The 16,870-nt window shown below is 67.3% G+C and carries 15 protein-coding genes; 6 read left to right on the top strand and 9 right to left on the bottom strand.

What is annotated here, in order from left to right:
* Window positions 1-7 precede the first annotated feature (7 nt).
* The 4 genes from coxB (at window position 8) to ASD84_RS01800 (ending at window position 4,388) form a co-directional block, all read left to right on the top strand.
* Window positions 8-883, top strand: a complete 876-nt coding sequence (gene coxB, locus ASD84_RS01815) for a cytochrome c oxidase subunit II (RefSeq protein WP_056706146.1) — start codon at window positions 8-10, stop codon at window positions 881-883.
* Window positions 880-2,631: a cytochrome c oxidase subunit I gene (gene ctaD, locus ASD84_RS01810; protein WP_056706145.1), complete on the top strand. Its 1,752-nt coding sequence runs from the start codon at window positions 880-882 to the stop codon at window positions 2,629-2,631. The genes coxB and ctaD overlap by 4 nt, the downstream gene beginning before the upstream one ends.
* Window positions 2,631-3,062 carry a cytochrome c oxidase subunit 4 gene (locus ASD84_RS01805; protein WP_056706143.1) on the top strand — a complete coding sequence of 144 codons (432 nt, stop codon included), beginning with the start codon at window positions 2,631-2,633 and terminating at the stop codon, window positions 3,060-3,062. The genes ctaD and ASD84_RS01805 overlap by 1 nt, the downstream gene beginning before the upstream one ends.
* A 117-nt stretch (window positions 3,063-3,179) precedes the next feature.
* On the top strand, window positions 3,180-4,388 hold the full coding sequence (locus ASD84_RS01800) for a L,D-transpeptidase (protein ID WP_235530933.1): 1,209 nt from the start codon (window positions 3,180-3,182) through the stop codon (window positions 4,386-4,388).
* Here the strand turns inward: ASD84_RS01800 and ASD84_RS01795 are convergent, their stop codons facing one another.
* Complete coding sequence (locus ASD84_RS01795; RefSeq protein WP_156391529.1) at window positions 4,389-5,522, bottom strand: glycosyltransferase; 1,134 nt, start codon at window positions 5,520-5,522, stop codon at window positions 4,389-4,391.
* Window positions 5,523-5,598: 76 nt separating this feature from the next.
* Between ASD84_RS01795 and ASD84_RS01790 the strand changes: the two genes are divergently transcribed.
* Entirely contained in the window at window positions 5,599-6,402 is an 804-nt protein-coding gene (locus ASD84_RS01790; RefSeq protein WP_056706137.1) for a glycosyltransferase, read from the top strand.
* Between the two features lie 23 nt (window positions 6,403-6,425).
* Window positions 6,426-7,496, top strand: coding sequence for a glycosyltransferase (locus tag ASD84_RS01785; RefSeq protein WP_162251478.1), 1,071 nt, complete (start codon window positions 6,426-6,428; stop codon window positions 7,494-7,496).
* On the opposite strand, the gene ASD84_RS01780 is transcribed toward ASD84_RS01785, so the two are convergent.
* From ASD84_RS01780 to ASD84_RS01745, 8 genes are all read right to left on the bottom strand, one after another.
* Window positions 7,489-8,745 (bottom strand): lipopolysaccharide biosynthesis protein, encoded by a 1,257-nt coding sequence (locus ASD84_RS01780; RefSeq protein ID WP_056706134.1) that lies wholly within the window; start codon window positions 8,743-8,745, stop codon window positions 7,489-7,491. The two genes, ASD84_RS01785 and ASD84_RS01780, sit on opposite strands and share 8 nt — an antisense overlap.
* The gene (locus ASD84_RS01775; RefSeq protein WP_056706132.1) at window positions 8,742-10,046 is read right to left on the bottom strand and encodes a glycosyltransferase; all 1,305 of its coding nucleotides are present in this window, start codon (window positions 10,044-10,046) and stop codon (window positions 8,742-8,744) included. Before ASD84_RS01775 ends, ASD84_RS01780 begins: the two co-directional genes overlap by 4 nt.
* A gap of 67 nt (window positions 10,047-10,113) precedes the next feature.
* Window positions 10,114-11,577 carry a sugar transferase gene (locus ASD84_RS01770; RefSeq protein WP_056706129.1) on the bottom strand — a complete coding sequence of 488 codons (1,464 nt, stop codon included), beginning with the start codon at window positions 11,575-11,577 and terminating at the stop codon, window positions 10,114-10,116.
* 156 nt (window positions 11,578-11,733) lie between these two features.
* Window positions 11,734-12,432: a L,D-transpeptidase family protein gene (locus ASD84_RS01765; RefSeq protein ID WP_162251477.1), complete on the bottom strand. Its 699-nt coding sequence runs from the start codon at window positions 12,430-12,432 to the stop codon at window positions 11,734-11,736.
* Window positions 12,433-12,507: 75 nt separating this feature from the next.
* Complete coding sequence (locus ASD84_RS01760) at window positions 12,508-14,214, bottom strand: cytochrome b (protein ID WP_056706127.1); 1,707 nt, start codon at window positions 14,212-14,214, stop codon at window positions 12,508-12,510.
* A gap of 1 nt (window position 14,215) precedes the next feature.
* On the bottom strand, window positions 14,216-15,313 hold the full coding sequence (locus tag ASD84_RS01755; RefSeq protein ID WP_056706125.1) for a ubiquinol-cytochrome c reductase iron-sulfur subunit: 1,098 nt from the start codon (window positions 15,311-15,313) through the stop codon (window positions 14,216-14,218).
* A 9-nt stretch (window positions 15,314-15,322) separates the two neighbouring features.
* The gene (locus ASD84_RS01750) at window positions 15,323-16,186 is read right to left on the bottom strand and encodes a c-type cytochrome (protein ID WP_235530932.1); all 864 of its coding nucleotides are present in this window, start codon (window positions 16,184-16,186) and stop codon (window positions 15,323-15,325) included.
* Window positions 16,187-16,256: 70 nt separating this feature from the next.
* Window positions 16,257-16,847 carry a heme-copper oxidase subunit III gene (locus tag ASD84_RS01745; protein WP_156391809.1) on the bottom strand — a complete coding sequence of 197 codons (591 nt, stop codon included), beginning with the start codon at window positions 16,845-16,847 and terminating at the stop codon, window positions 16,257-16,259.
* Window positions 16,848-16,870: the final 23 nt, after the last annotated feature.

The raw sequence follows: 16,870 nt of genomic DNA, 5'->3' as shown, positions 1-16,870 counted from the left end.
CTCGTTCGTGGGCTGGTGGCTACCCGAGCGCACGCGTGGACCTCGTCGGCAATTGCGCCGCGTGATCCCGCTCGCCGGCATCGTCGTACTCGCGTTCGCGTTGTCCGGATGTTCGACCGATACCCAGTGGGAACGGTTCGGCATGCCGGAGATCAAGTCCGAACAGGGTGAGCACATCCTCCTGTTGTGGCAGGGCGCGTGGATCGCTGCTCTCGTCACCGGCGTGATCACGTGGGCGCTCATCATTGGTGTCCCGATCTGGTTCCGTCGTCGCAGTGACGACGAGGTCCCGGTCCAGACGCGCTACAACCTGCCGATCGAGATCTTCTACACGATCTTCCCGATCGTGATGGTGGTTGCGTTCTTCGCCCAGACGGTGCGGGTGCAGAACATCGCGCTCGAGCACGACCCGAACCCGGACGTCATCGTCAAGGTGGTCGGCCAGAAGTGGTCGTGGACGTTCAACTACCCCGACAGCGAGGCTGCGGGCGGCAAGAACCTCTACGTCGCCGGTACGGGCGAGGACATCCCGCAGCTGGTCATTCCGGTCCACAAGACCGTCGAGTTCCAGCTGTACAGCCCCGACGTGATCCACAACTTCGGCATCCCGTCCTTCGCCATGCGCATGGACGTCGTTCCCGGCAACGACAACTCCTACCAGGTGACGCCTACCGAGACCGGTGTCTACGACGGCAAGTGCTACGAGCTGTGCGGCGCCTACCACTCGCGGATGCTCTTCACGGTCAAGGTCGTCACCGACGCGGAGTACGACGCGTACCTGGCCGAGCTGGCCGCTGACCCCGAGCACGTCTCCGAGGAGCCCGTCGACGGCGGCGTCTACTCCGAGAACCTCATCCACGACGACGAGGGAGGGCACGAGTGACCGCGACTGCCACTCGCTCCGCGGACCTCACCGAGCGCAAGCCGCTCGGCCAGCAGGTCGTGCGGGTGCTGACCACGACCGACCACAAGCTGATCGGCAACCTGTACTTCGGTACGGCCATGGCCTGGTTCATCGCCGGCGGAATCATGGCGCTGCTCATCCGGTCGGAGCTCGCCTACCCGGGCAGCCAGATCGTCAACGAGGAGCTCTACAACCAGCTCTTCACGATGCACGGCACGATCATGCTGCTGCTCTTCGCGACGCCGCTGTTCTTCGGCTTCGGCAACGCGATCATGCCGCTGCAGATCGGTGCGCCCGACGTCGCGTTCCCGCGCCTGAACATGTTCAGCTACTGGCTGTACCTGTTCGGTGGTCTCATCGCCGGTGCCGGCTTCCTCACCCCGCAGGGCGCTGCGTCCTTCGGCTGGTTCGCCTACACCCCGCTGTCCGACTCGGTGAACAGCCCCGGCGTCGGTGGCGACCTGTGGATCATGGGCCTGTGGATGGCCGGTCTCGGCACGATCCTGGGTGCGGTCAACTTCATCACCACGATCATCTGCATGCGCGCGCCCGGCATGACGATGTTCCGGATGCCGATCTTCGTGTGGACCGTGCTGATCACGGCGATCCTCGTGCTGATCGCCTTCCCGATCCTCGCCGGTGCGCTGCTCTCGCTCGAGGCTGATCGACAACTCGGTGCCCACGTCTTCGACACCTCGACAGGTGGCGCGATCCTCTGGCAACACCTGTTCTGGTTCTTCGGGCACCCAGAGGTCTACATCATCGCCCTGCCGTTCTTCGGCATCATCTCCGAGATCCTGCCGGTCTTCAGCCGCAAGCCGATCTTCGGCTACGTCGGCCTGGTCGGCGCCACGCTCGGCATCGCGATCCTCTCGGTGGCGGTGTGGGCACACCACATGTTCGTCACCGGTGCGGTCAACCTGGCGTTCTTCTCCGGCATGACGTTCCTGATCGCGGTTCCGACCGGCGTGAAGTTCTTCAACTGGATCGGCACGATGTGGGGCGGATCAGTACGCATGGACACACCCATGCTGTGGTCGATCGGCTTCCTCACGACGTTCCTCTTCGGTGGCCTGACCGGCATCATCCTGGCCAGCCCGCCGCTGGACTTCCACGTGTCCGACTCGTACTTCGTGGTGGCGCACTTCCACTACACGGTGTTCGGCACGGTGGTGTTCGCGATGTTCGCGGGCTTCTACTTCTGGTGGCCGAAGCTCACCGGACGAATGCTCGACGAACGACTGGGCAAGATCCACTTCTGGCTGTTGTTCATCGGTTTCCACACGACCTTCCTCATCCAGCACTGGCTGGGCATCGAGGGCATGCCGCGTCGCTACGCGGACTACTTGCCCGGCGATGGCTTCGAGACGCTGAACCAGGTGTCGACGATCGGTGCCTTCGTGCTCGCCTCCTCGATGCTGCCGTTCTTCTACAACGTGTACGTCTCGCGCAAGAGCCCGCTGGTCAACACCGACGACCCGTGGGGCTGGGGCCGGTCGCTGGAGTGGGCCACGAGCTGCCCGCCGCCGCGTCACAACTTCCACACCCTGCCGCGGATCCGCTCCGAGTCGCCTGCCTTCGACCTCCACCACCCGGAGATCGCCGCGATCGAGATGTACGACAACCCGGCAGAGTTCGAGGGCAACGGTGTGGGCGACCTGCCGGACACCGAGGGGCGCGCCGAGCACCTGGAAGAGCAGATCAAGAAGCAGGACGGTGACCACTGATGAAGATCGAAGCCTGGATCTTCGGCCTGACCACGATCTTCCTGGTCCTGGTCTCACCGGCCTACTGGTTCATCACCGACGCCGGCACCCGCTGCGGCAAGGAGAACTGCGGCGACTGGACCGGCACGTCCGCCCTGGTCATGACCACGCTGCTCTGCGCGATGATGACGCTGTACCTCGGCTTCCACGCCCGGCGGATGGACGCCCGGCCGGAGGACCGCAAGGACGGCGAGATCGCTGACGGCGCGGGCGAGCTCGGCTTCTTCCCGCCGTACTCCTGGTGGCCGCTGTGGTGCGCCGCCGCTCTCGGCGTGATCGTCTTCGCCGTGGCCGTGCTGGCCTGGTGGCTCGTGATCATCGGGTTCGTCCTCGGTGCGCTGGCCGTGCCGGGCTGGATCTACGAGTACTACCGCGGCGAGTACGCCCACTGATTCCCTGGAGTCAGTACGTCTGACGCTGATCTCGTTGGCGGTGTCGCACCTCACGGTGTGACACCGCCAACGTGTTTCCAGCGGTTCTGGTGAGGTTGTGGCAGGTACCCTTCTCTGGTGTCCATTACGCCCCGTCGCGCCTACTTGGTGCGCTCTTGTGCCGTCCTGTCCCTCATTGCGGTGGTGGCAGCCGGTTGCGACGGCTCGGGCGTGCTTCCCGGCGCCAGTGACGATGGCACCGCCGAGACGACGGCCGCAGCCGCGGTCCAGGCGTCGGTGCGCACCAACGTCAAGGCCGGTGCGACGAACGTCCCCGTCGACACGATCCTGCGCGTTGCGGCCGTGGACGGTGCGCTGAAGACGGTGAAGGTCCGGTCGGCGGCAGGTCCGCTCAAGGGCGCGGTGGACCAGGCCAGTGGACGCTGGATCGCCAGCGACCGGCTCGAGCCGGGCGTCCGCTACCGCGTCCTCGCCACTGCCACGAACGCCGAGGGCACCCAGGCCGACAGCGACACGGTCTTCACGACCCAGACGCTCGCACTTTCCCAGCAGACCTATCCCTCGGTCTCGCCGCTCGACGGCGAGAAGGTCGGCATCGGCATGCCCGTGGTCGTCACCTTCGATCTCCCCGTGACCGACAAGGCCGCCTTCGAGACGAAGATGAAGGTCACTGCGGTCCCAGCCCAGGCCGGGTCGTGGCGATGGGTGAGCGACAAGGAAGCCCACTGGCGTCCGCAGGCCTACTGGAAGGCCGGCTCGAAGGTCAGCGTCAACATCGACATCAACAGCGTCTCTGCCGGCGGTGGCGTCTACGGCCAGGAAGATCGTGACCTCGCCTTCACTGTCGGCGACGCGCACGTCTACAAGGTCAACGCGAAGACCCACCAGATGAAGGTCCTCTCCAACGGCAAGCTGCTGCGCACCATCCCGATCACGACGGGCAAGGCGGGCTTCATCACCCGGTCCGGCACGAAGGTGATCATGGAGAAGTTCGCGACCCGCCGGATGAACTCCGAGACCGTCGGCATCCCGGCGGGCTCGTCCGAGGCCTACGACCTCGACGACGTGAAGTGGGCGATGCGCCTGACGAACTCCGGTGAGTTCATCCACGCCGCCCCGTGGTCGGTCGGCTCCCAGGGCCACGAGAACGTCTCCCACGGCTGCACCGGCATGAGCACCGCCAACGCGGCCTGGCTCTACAACATGACCCGCCGCGGCGACGTCGTCCAGTACGTCGGCACGAACCGGCCGATGGAGTCTTGGAATGGCTACGGCGACTGGAACATCAGGTGGCCCGACTATCTGGCAGGGTCAGCACTCAGCTGATCAGTCCTGCGCTGTCCCGGTGCCATACGCCCGCGCGAGCTGAGCACTGACCGTGGTCAGGATGGTTGCCTTCGCGACATGGGGCAGACTGGCTCGCCGGACGTCCTCCCGGGACTGACGACGCATCTCGTGTGCATAGGACAAGATGGCGTTCATCGACACCGGTCCCGTCCTGAAGAAGAACTCGCTGGGGGGAAAGACGTCGCGGTGACCGGCATAGGTCGGGAGTCCGGACGCGAGGTACTCCCGGACCTTGAGGCTGCAGGCTTCAGTCATCTGCTTTCGTTCGAGAGCAAACGCGGACAGGCCGAGCCATGCTGTGGCGGCGATGTCGTTTATCTCGCTTCGTGAGCGGTGTCCGTGGAGTCGGACGCGCGGATCCAGCGGTCCGGGCGGCAACGCACCATCGGGGATGGTGCCGACGAGATGGAGCACGAAGGCCTCAGATGAGTCCCGAACGGCGTCCATCAGGAGGTCGACCCCCTGCCACGGTGCGAAAGTGCTGGCGACGAAGAGGAGCTCGGGTACCTCGCCTCTGCGGTCGTCCAGCAGCTCGACACCGTGGGGATCGATTCCATTGGGAAGCACGAAGGTCGGTAGATCGGTTCGAGCCCGGCGTTGCTCGTACTCGGTGATCTCTGAGGTGACGCCGACGATCCCGTCGCCGGCTCGAATTGCCCGCACGCCGATGCTCCGTTCGGCAATCTCGCGCATCCGTCCACTGATGCCACCTGAGAGCCGGATCTCGGGCACCTCGAGAGTGTGATGAACGGACAGGAACGGGACCCGCAGCTTGCGTGCTGCGGACGGCCGATGAGTGTCGTACTGCAAATGACGGAGGAGGATCACGTCGTAGTCGTCCTGAATGTCGACGAGCCACCTGTAGAGAGCCGTGAGGTGGGACTGTCGGTCCAGCGCCCGGCGCAGGACGGGTCCAGAGCGTGGCTCGGCTGAGTCGGAGCTCGCGCGCAAGGGATCGAGGGTGGGCGGAAGGTTTCCGCGGGTGAAGATGCGTGCGTCCCAGGTGAGGCCGTGGTCGTCGGCTGCAGCCTGCTCTGCGCGGACCTGCTCCAGAAGTCCGGTCAGCAAGGGGTTCGCGGGATCGCGGACCGGTGTCACGTGAAGGACTCGCACTCACTCACCCTAGTGAGCGCCCGTCGATAGACTTCGGCGCAGCGCGGTTGCGTACGGAGGGAAGGGCGGACTGGGTGTGGCGGACTGTCTCGTCCTGATCCCGTACTACGAGGCCGGCGAGAAGTTGGTGATGTCGCTCGACTCGATCGTTGATCCCGGCCGGCGACTCGACGTGCTGGTTGTCGACGACGGCAGCGTTCGGGCTCCCGCGTCCGCGTCCGTTGTCGGGCGCTCGTGGCCGTTCCAGGTGCGAGTCGAAACCCTGCCTCGGAACGTCGGCATCGCGGAAGCCCTGAACCATGGTCTGCGGTCTGCAGCGTCGTACACCTACGTCGCTCGCCTCGATTGTGGCGACACGTGCCTGCCCGAAAGGTTCCGCCTCCAGCTCGACGAAATGGACCGGCACCCCGAGCTGCTCCTGCTCGGTGGGGCGGCGGAATTCGCGACTCCTGACGGACAGACGCACCTGGAGTACTTCCCGACCACGTGGGCTGGCGCGCTGCGCCGCCTCCGCGTCAACTCGGCGTTCCTGCACCCGTCGGTCATCTTCCGATCGGCTGTGATCGACCGGGTCGGCACCTACCCCGTGGACCGGCCGGCGGCAGAGGACTATGCCTGGTTCTGGTCGATCGCGAAGGTCGGCGAGGCAAGGAGTCTTCGCGAAGTCGTCCTCCGGTACGCAGTCGATCCCGATGCCATTTCGTCGCTCCGCCGGCGGCGTCAGATCCGGAGCCGGATCAAGATCATGCTCGACAACTTCAGCCCGACGCCCCGTGCTGTCTGGGGCTTGGCTCGCTCGGCGGTGCTCTACCTCTCGCCGCGTCGTGCCGTAGTCCGGGTACGACGCGCGCTGGCCCCCTTCTTGCGGAACGACCGATGATCCAGACACGGCGATCCGCTTTCATGCGTGTGCTCCACGTCAGCCAGCCGACCAGCGAGGGGACCGCTGTCGTGGTGGCAAACCTGGTCGCGTCAGGGATCGCGCACCGCGGGGTCGCTGATGTGGCGACGGGTCCGTCGGGCCACTTGGCCGGGGACGTCCGCGCCGCCGGCGGCGGCTGGATCGACGTGCCGATGACGCGACTGCCGGGCTGGAAGGACATCGTTCACTGGTGGCGACTGCGCCGTCTCCTGGTGGCGTACGACGTCGTCGTGCTCCACTCCAGCAAGGCCGGCCTGTTGGGGCGCCTGGCGCTGTTGAGCCTGCCACGCAGACGGCGCCCCGCCTCGGTGTTCATGCCGCACGGGTGGTCATGGCACACCGGGGGGCGCCTGGGCGGTGTCTACCGTCAGATGGAGCGACTCCTTGCTCCTGCGACTGATCGAATCGTCGCGGTGTCGGACTCCGAAGCCCAGGACGGGGAAACGGTGCTCCACGGTCGTGGCCGCATCGAGGTGATAGCGAACGGTGTGGACATCACGCGCTTCGCGCCGTCCGCCGAACCGCGAGAACCTGCGATGCTGCTGGTCGTCGGTCGCCTGGCCAGACAGAAGGGTCAGGACATCCTGATCCGTGCCCTGGCCGAGCTCGACGACGTGCAGTTGGTGCTCCTGGGCGATGGGCCGGCGCGCGGGCACCTCCAGCAGTTGGCGAGCGAACTGGGCGTGGCGGACCGGGTCCGGATGGTAGGGACCGGAGCCCCCGACGCATGGATGAGGCGCGCGACCCTCGTCGTCGTGCCCTCGCGCTGGGAGGGCTTGTCGATCGCATTGCTCGAGGCGATGGCCACCGGAGCCCCGGTCGTGGCCAGTACGCCCGGGTCCGGCGGGATCCTCGGCGGCGCCGGGTGGGTCCTGGCGCCCGATCAGACGGAGTCGATCTCGGCGCTGGCAGATGCGATTCGGCTGGCCCTAGCGGACGAAGGCGCTCGGGTCGCGTTCGGGCAGGGGGCGCGCCAGCGCGTCCTACGGGACCATGCGATCGACACGTCGACGGCACGCCACCGATCGCTCTGGGCCACGCTGGTCAGGTAGCCGGAACCACGGGGTCGGAGCTCCGGTCGTGGGCCGCTGCGACCGACACCGCAAGGAAGACGAAGAACACCAGTAGGACGGTCATCACGGCGGACATCGCTACGACGGCATGCGTCAGGTTCGTGCCCAGCAGCACCAGGCACACCATGGGGGCAACCATGTAGACCAGCGAGAAGGTCAGCAAGGTGCCCTGGCGTTCGGTCACCAGGTAGACCATCGAGATGGGAGACGTCGCCAGGTTCAGGTACAGCCACGGCGTGAGGATCTGGGCGTAGGTGCCCGCGTCGGTCCATGAGGGCCCGAGTACCGCCGGTACCAAGGTCGGAGCGACCAGGAAGAGTACGGCGAAGGGGATCGCGCCGACGGCCAGTGCACGCTGGACGCTCTGGAGGACCATCCCGCGAAGCTCGCCGGCGGCCGCCGTCGCCATCCGTTGGTACGAGACCTGGGCGATCGCGGAGGCGAGGATCCCCACCGGCGCCTGGACGACGCGCATCGCCATGGCGAACTGACCCAGGGTGTCGTACGAATGGTTGCCGATGAGCAGATTGATGCCGTTGGTTCGCGCTGCGTCAGCCAGTGCATTGGGACCGTTGAGCAGCGGCATCCGGCGATAGCGACGCAGGACGGATCGTCGCGACGCGGTCGACGGGGCAGTCCGGGAACCGCGTTGGTCGCGACTGATTCTCAGCGCGACGACGCAGGACAGCTGCCCGATCAGCGCTCCCAGGATGAGCCCGCCGGCGGACGCCAGCAGGGTCGTGCTCAAGATGATCTGCGCCGCGGCCGTGGTGATGGCCTGGACGATCCGGCTGATGCCCTGGGCGCGGAAGGAAGCGGTTCGCGTGAATCCGTAATTGAGGATGGACGCCTCGCCGGCAAGCAGGACGAAGAGACCCAAGGTGAGGAACCACACGGGACAGTCGAGGCCGATCAGCCCTTCGCGGTGCGCGGCAGCGACGGCCAGGGTGACCACGAGCGTGAGCGCCGATGCGATCAGGACGATGCGCCGCGTTGCCTGGCTGAGCGCCTCTGCGTCGTCATCGTCCGTCGCAAGCGGGATGGCCAGCTCGTACCGCAGCGTCGCCAGCACCGCCAGCAGAGCGGCCAGGGCCAGGTAGGCGGCGAGCAGCCCGAAGTCCGACGGTGCGTACACACGGCTGAGGATCGGCAGGGTCAGGAGAGTGGTGCCCTGGGCGACCGCATTCGCCCCGGCCAGGGTCGCGACGTTCGCCCGGAACGAGGTCATGGGCACCACGAACCGTTCGGTCCTGCGGCAGGGCTCGCGGCGACTCCTGCGACGAGGTCGGCCGCGCGCACGCTGGTCGCGGTGGCGTCGAAGCGGTTCGCCCACACCTGGCGTGGTGCGAATCGTCCCGTCGCCGACCGGAGGATCTCGAGTGCCTGGGCGGCGATCTGGTCGGTCGAGGAGGTCGGGTCGACCAGGAGTCCTGATCCGAGCTCGGCGCCGACGATTTCCGCGACACCGCCGACATCAGTGGCGAGGAGGGGGACGCCCCATGCGGCTGCCTCCATCAAGCTGACCGGCACACCCTCGGAGCGACTGAGGTTGACGAAGAGGTCGACCTGGGCTTGCCGGTAATGGGCCAGCACGTCGTCATTGGACCTCCAGCCCGCGAGCTCGACCTCCAGCCCCGGTGTGGCCACGGTGAGAGCGACGGCACGGATGCGGAGGTCTTCGAGGCCGGGACCGTCGCCGAAGTGGGTCCAGCGGATGGCGAAGCCGCTCCGGGCGAGCGATGCCACCACCTCCAGAATGCGGTCGACTGCCTTGGTCTCCGTGACCGACGAGCAGCTGACCACGGCGAACGGATCAACCCGCCGGTTGACGGGGACCTGAGCAGGTCCTGCGACCCCCAGCCGACTGACGAGGACGTGATCGGCAGGGATCGGGGGATAGCGATCAAGCAGGTGGGCGCGTCCGTGGTCCGAGATGGCGAGGATGGCGTCCGCTGCCCGGAAGAGTGCGGGGCGAAGCGGGTGGTAGCCCGTCACGTCGTCGTACAGGTCGAACCGGTGCAGCCGTACCAGTGCGTGGGTGGACGGCTGCGCGGCCAGCCACGGGATCGCGAGCCCCGCTTCGAGGCCCCAGAACGAGTAGACCGTGGTGACGGCTTCGCTGCCCCGGTCGGCCTGAAGGCGCGGGTCCGCTGCGATGGCGAGGCCGACCCGGCATGCCTTGAGGTCCGCGATGAGGTGGGACTCGTTGCTCGATCGACCGAGGCGAAGGGCCGACCACATCGTCCGCATTCGGTGCAGGCTGGCGATGCCACGCAGCGACAGGCACAGGGACCCAGGTCGCAGCGGCCCGACGTAACGGCAGTTCGGCGGCAGCTCTGCCTGTGGGACTCCGGGCCCGCTGGGACCGTGGAAGCTGGCGACGACGACCTCATCGAACCGCCCGGCCAGGGCGCCGATCTCAGGAGCGACGAACGGGAAGTCGCCCTCCCTGTGGGGAAAGTTGCCGGTCAGCAGCAGGAGCCTGCTCCGTCGACCTGGTGGTGCGGTCGCTGCACCGGAGAAACTCAACGCCTCTGTCCTGCTTCCGTGGGTGGCCTTCCGTGGACGACACACGGCGGCGCCTCCGAAAGGGAGCCTAGTACGCACCTTCGTGCTTCAGCACTGCACGCACGGTACGCGCCAGGATCGCCAAGTCACCGGCCATGGTCCAGTTCTCGACGTAGTAGAGGTCCAGGCGAGCGGACTCCGGCTGGCTGAGGTTGGAGCGCCCAGAGACCTGCCACAGTCCGGTGAGGCCCGGGCGGACCTTGAGCCGGTGGTGCATCGAGTCGGTGTACGACGCCACCTCGGCCGCGACCTGCGGACGCGGGCCGACCAGGCTCATCTGCCCGGCCAGCACGTTGAGCAGCTGGGGAAGCTCGTCCAGGGAGTACCGGCGCAGGAAGCTGCCGACCCGCGTGATCCGGGGGTCGTCGGCGAGCTTGAAGAGAAGGGCATCTGCTCCGTGTGCGTCGAGGAGCGATCCGTGCGCGCGATCGGCGTCGACCGACATGCTGCGGAACTTCCACACACCGAACTCCTGGCCGTTCAGGCCGATCCGGCGGTGCCGGTAGAACAGGGGGCCGCGGCCATCGAGCTTGATCGCGACTGCGACAGCGATGAAGACGGGAAGCAGCGCTGTGATCAGGGCGAGGGACCCGATCCGGTCGAAGGCGGCCTTGCCCCAACGCATGGCTCGGGCCACCTGGGGCGGTTCGACGTGGAGGAACGGAAGTCCGGCGACCGGGCGCATGTGGATGCGGGGGCCGGCCACGTCGATCAGGTTCGGCACGACGATCAGGTCGATGTCGGTGCCCTCGAGGTCCCAGCCGACCTGGCGCAGGTCGACCGAGGACCCGTAGGAGCCGCTCGCGATCAGCAGCGTGTCCGCCTCGTGCTCCCGACACAGACGGGCGGCGTGCCGGGGGTCGCCCAGCACCGGGACCGGCAGGTCGGGGGCGGCCTCGGGGACGCAGGCACCGACGACGCCGTACCCCAGCTCGGGCTGGCGGGCCAGGGCCGAGTGCAGCTCGGCCACGGAGAGCGCGTCGCCGACGACGACGACCCGGTGCAACAGTTGACGGCTCACCCGCAGATGGGTCACCGCGGCGCGCACGGCGAAGCGCTCGAGCAGGAGGCCGGCCGTGCCGAGGGCCCACGCGATCGCGAAGTAGCCGCGGGACATGTCGTAGTTGATCAGGTACGCGAGCATGGCGATGGCGCCGGCAGCGCCGACCGAGCCGCGCAGGACACACTTGAACTCGTCGGTGCCCTGGGCGAACTGCCGGCGCGAGTACGCATCGGCGAGGGCCAGTGACAGCATCCAGACCGGGACGATCCAGCCGAAGTCGACGAGCGGGACACCCGTGAGCCACTCGATCCCGGTCGGCGGCCAGGTTCCGTAGCCGAACTTGATGCCGATCGCCGTGGTCGCGGCCAGGGCGACCGTGACGAGGTCGAGCAGGGCTGTCACGACGATGAGACGGGCCATCCGGCTGCGGATGGACGCGGGACGCACGGTGGTCCGGACGGCGGGGGACGACAGGGCAGTGGTCGTCATGGCCGAGTCCTTCCGTTCCGCGCGTCAGTGTTCTCCGAACGCTAATCGAGCGGGCTCACGGCAGGATCCGTCGATCCGGTGGTTTCCGTCGCTGGTTCCTAGTCCTTTCGGACTAGTCCGTTGCAGGATCTGCCCGGGGAAGGTCCCGACCTGCCCTCACATCACCCGGACCGTCGTACGACGGCCGGCGGTGAAGTCCCAGAGCTTGAACGCCATGGCGCGACTGAGCCGGACACAGCCGTGCGAGTCGCCGGCGAGATTGGTCCCGAGGAAGTAGTCGGCGTGCATCTGTCGGCCGGTCGACTTGTAGCGGGGGATCCGGTGGAAGCCGATGCCGCACGGGGCGAACCGGACGAAGTTGTCCATCCACACGCTGCCGCTCTGGTTGAGGACCACGCGTGCCGGGCGCCCGCAGTAGGACCCGGTGCGCCAGGTGCCCTTGCGCAGGACGGCCGGGTTGTCCACGATCCCGGCTTGGGCGACGACCTGACCGCTCGACCCGATCAGCCAGATCCAGTTCTGGCGCTGGCTGATCACGATCCGGCGACCGGATCCTGAGCTCGTGGGAACCGGACGGAGGTCGCAGCGGTGGGCCTTGGCCGAGTACAGCGCTCGCCGGGTGGTCGGTCCGAGCACGCCGCTTTGCGAGAGCCAGTGCCTCGACTGGAAGCGGATGATCGCGGAGCGAGTGTGTGATCCGAGCCGTCCGTCAGCGGGTCCCGCATCGCAGTGCAGCGCATTGAGCCGTTTCTGGGCCCTGAGGACCCCGGCGTCGGCCGCGGCGGGGGTCGCCAGCAGGGGAGTGACCAGAGCGAGGCAGAGCACCGTGAGCACGGGCAGTAGCAAGCGGCGCACCGGAGACCTCCTGCGGAAACGACGACGGGCGTCGTCATCCTCGCACGCGAGGATGGACGACGCCCGTCGAACGGATCAGTGGTCGGCCGGGCCGTGCTTGTTCGGACCGGCGGCGATCTGCGCCTCCAGCTCGTGGAGCTCGTGCTCGGCGTGGTGCTGCGCGTCGTGCAGCTCCTCGGCCGTGGGCTTCTGCACGTTGTCCGCGAAGAAGACCGCTGCCAGCTTGGCGCGCAGGCGCCGCAGCTTGACCTGGCGACCGGCCAGGCCGGACGACTCGATCTCCTCGACCGTCTCCGGCGTCGGGTCGATGTCGCGGGCACTGAGGCGGTAGGCCTCGCCCTCGGGGAGCGGCAGGTGCTTCTCGGCATAGCCGCCCTCGGGGGAGCGAACCAGGACGCCGGACTCGTAGCCGTGCAGGAGCTTGCCCTCGTCGTGGCGCTGCAGCGAGATGCACCAGCGCTTCGTGATGAGGAACGCGATGACCGGTCCGATGAAGACCGCGGCCCGCATGAAGTAGGTGATCTGGTTGATGCTGAGGTGCATCTTGATCGCGATGATGTCGTTGCCGCCCGCGGCCCACGACAGGCCGTAGAAGGTCATCAGCGCGACCATGATCGCCGTACGCGTCGGGGCGTTGCGCGGACGCTGGAGCAGGTGGTGCTCCCGCTTGTCGCCGGTGATCCACGCTTCGAGGAACGGCAGTGCGATCAGGATCATCAGCATCAGCGGCGGCATCACGAGGATCGGGAGCATCACGTTCCAGGAGAGCGTGACTCCCCAGATGTGGGTCTCCCACGCCGGGATGATCCGGAGCAGGCCGTCGGGCCAGCCCATGTACCAGTCGGGCTGCGAGCCCGCGGTCACCTTGGACGGGTCGTACGGGCCGAACTTCCAGACCGGGTTGAGCGAGAACAGCCCGCCCAGCAGGGTGATCACGCCGAACACGATGAAGAAGAACCCACCGGCCTTCGCGGCGTAGACCGGGAGCATCGGGTACCCGACGACGTTCTCCTCGGTGCGGCCGGGGCCGGCCCACTGGGTGTGCTTGTGGTAGACGAGCAGCAGCATGTGCGCCGCAACCAGGCCCAGCAGGATGCCCGGGATCAACAAGATGTGCATGGCGTAGAACCGCGGGATGATCGAGTCACCCGGGAACTCACCTCCGAAGAGGAAGAACGACATGTAGCTGCCGACCACGGGGGAGGCCTTCATGAAGCCGTCCGCGGCCCGGACGCCGGTGCCCGAGAGCAGGTCGTCGGGCAGGGAGTAGCCGGTGAAGCCCTCGATGGTGCCCAGCAGCAGCAGCAGGCAGCCGATCACCCAGTTGAGCTCGCGCGGCTTGCGGAATGCACCGGTGAGGTACACGCGCAGCATGTGGATCATCATCGAGGCGATGAAGATCATCGCTGCCCAGTGGTGCATCTGCCGCATGAGCAGACCGCCGCGGACATCGAAGGAGATGTCCAGCGTCGAGGCCATCGCCGACGACATGTGCACGCCGCGCAGCGGGTCGTAGGAGCCGTTGTACTGGACCTCGGTCATGCTCGGGTCGAACCACAGCGTCAGGAACACGCCGGTCAGCAGCAGGACGACGAAGCTCCACAGGGCGATCTCGCCCAGCATGAAGGACCAGTGGTCCGGGAAGACCTTGCGCAGGTTCTTCTTCATGGCCGTGCCGAGGCCGAGGCGCTCGTCCGCCCAGTTCGCGATGGCGCCGGCGGCCTTGGCCCCCTTGGGGGCGGTGGCGGGCTCGGTGCCGTTGGTCTTTGCGACCTTGCTCATGTCACCAACGGTCATAGTAGTCACGCTCCCAGTAGCTCGGGCCGACCGGTTCGTCGAAGTCGCGGGTCGCGACGAGGTAGCCCTCGGCGTCCACGCCCAGCGGGAGCTGGGGGAGCGGACGGCCGGCAGGGCCGAAGATGACCCGACCGGAATCCGCGAGGTCGAATGTCGACTGGTGGCAGGGGCACAGCAGGTGGTGGGTCGTCCGCTCGTTCAGCGAGATCGGGCAGCCCACGTGGGTGCAGATCTTGGAGTAGGCGACGATCCCGTTGACGGTCCAGTTCTCCCGACTGTTGCCGTCCTTGTCCTTGCCCGGCTTGATGTCCTCCGGGTTCATCCGGAGCAGCACCAGCGAGGCCTTGGACTTGTGGACCTGGGATGCGATGCCCTCGACCTCGGTCGGGTCCAGCTCGTAGCGCTCCGGGTTGTGCAGGGCATCGGGCTGGCAGTTGACCAGGTCGCCGATCTCCAGGTCGGAAGCGAGGATCGGGGTCCAGATGCCGTCACGCACGACGCGCATCGGCTTGTCCTTCAGGCCCTTGCCCCAGATCGTGTGCTCGAGCTTGTCGCCCGGCAGCGGACCGAGGTCGCGCAGGAGCACGACGGCCGGGAGACCGACCAGGCCCATCGCGCCGAGGAGCGAGTTGCGGATCAGGGGACGCCGGCCGATGCCGGACTCCTCGATGCCCTCGTTGAGCGCCTTGAGCGTCGCGACGCGGTCCTCCTCGGGGGAGTTGGCCGGGTGGCGGAGCTCGGAGATCTCGTGGTCGGCCATCAACTTGCGCGACCAGTGGATGATCCCGATGCCGATGAACATCAGCGACAGGCCGAGGGTGGCGCCGAGCGCCATCGTCGAGGCACCGAAACCGGCAACCACGTGCCAGTTGTCGTCGATGTCCAGGGTGAAGTACGCCACCAGGAACAGGACGGTGCAGATCGCGGACAGTCCGAAGAAGCCGGCCACCTGCCGCTCGGCGCGCTTCTCCTTGGCCGGGTCGACGTCGGTCGGCCGCCAGGTGTGGGCGGGCAGTCCCGGATCGGCGATCGGGCCGACGGGCTCGATCTCCCCGCTGTGGTCGTTGTTGTGTGCGTCGCTCACGCTTCCGCCTCAGCCCTTCTGCTTGCTTGAACGGGTGGTGTGGGCTGCAATCCAGACGGCGAAGCCGACCAGGGAGCCGATGCCGACGAGCCAGGCGATGATGCCTTCGCTCACCGGACCGAGGCCGCCGAGGGTGAGCCCGCCGTAGCTGGGCGCCTTGTCGAGGGTCTCGAGGTAGGCGATGACGGCCTTCTTGTCCTCCGGCGGGATGTTGCCGTCGGAGAAGGTGTCCATCGACTGCGGACCGGTCAGCATCGCCTCGTAGATGTGCTTGGAGTCGACGCCACGGATCTTGGGCGCGAAGCCGCCGCGGGGCATGGCTCCGCCGGAGCCCTCGAAGTTGTGGCAGGCCGTGCAGTTGGCGAGGAAGATCTGCCCACCGCGGACGACGAGCTCCTCGAGCTGCTTGTCGCTCATGCCCTCGGTCGAGTACAGCTCGGTGTCGGGGATCTCCGGGCCGGTTCCGAGCGAGCCGACGTACGCCGCGAGCGCTGCGATCTCGTCCTTGTCGTAGGTGACCTCCTTGCGGGGGGCCTGCACACCCGGCTGCGCCATCGGCATCCGGCCGGTGCCGACCTGGAAGTCGACGGCAGCCTCGCCCACGTCGGTGAGCGCCGGGCCGTACTGCGTGCCGCCCTGGGTGAGGACGCCCTCACCGTTCTGGCCGTGGCAGAAGGCGCAACCGACCAGGAAGAGCTCGCGCCCCTCCTTGACCAGTTCTTCCTGGCCCTGGGTCGAGTCGGCCTGGGCCGGGGCGAAGGCGGCGTACAGGCCGCCGGTGAGCAGCAAGCCGCACACCAGCACCATCAGGCCGGCGATCGGGCCACGGCGGTGCCGGGAGAGGCGACCGGCGGAGCGGTTCAGAAGGCGCACAATCAGTCCTTGCGGGTCCGGGTCGGATCGGTGGGCGTACAACAGTTCTTCATCGCAGCGGTTCCGGGTGTCACTGGACCAGGTAGATCGTCGCGAACAGCCCGATCCACACGACGTCGACGAAGTGCCAGTAGTAGGAGACGACGATCGCGCTGACCGCCTGCTCGTGGGTGAAGCGCCGTGCGACGTAGGTACGCCCGAGGACGAAGAGGAACGCGATCAGGCCGCCAGTGACGTGGATGCCGTGGAAGCCGGTGGTGAGGTAGAACATCGTGCCGTAGCCGTCGTGCGGGATCGTCACGCCCTCGTGGATCAGCTCGGAGTACTCGAGTGCCTGGCCACCGATGAAGATCGCGCCCATGACGTAGGTGAGCATGAACCACTCACGCAGGCCCCAGCCGGTCTTGCCGCCCCAGAACTTCCAGAGGGGGCCGCCCCGACCGACCTGCCCGCGCTCGGCGGCGAAGACGCCCCACTGGCACGAGAACGACGACAACACGAGGATCGTCGTGTTGATCGCCGCGAACGGCACGTTGAGCAGGGCGGTGTTGTCCGCCCACATCTCGGACGAGACCGATCGAATCGTGAAGTACGACGCGAAGAGCGCCGCGAAGAACATGAGCTCGCTGGACAGCCAGATGATGGTGCCGACGGCGACCATGCTGGGTCGGTCGTGCTGGCCGT

Source organism: Nocardioides sp. Root682, assembly GCF_001427795.1.
Classification (GTDB): Bacteria; Actinomycetota; Actinomycetes; order Propionibacteriales; family Nocardioidaceae; genus Nocardioides.
The sequence above is the reverse complement of the archived record's forward strand: the minus strand, read 5'-3'. Positions and strand labels throughout refer to the sequence as shown.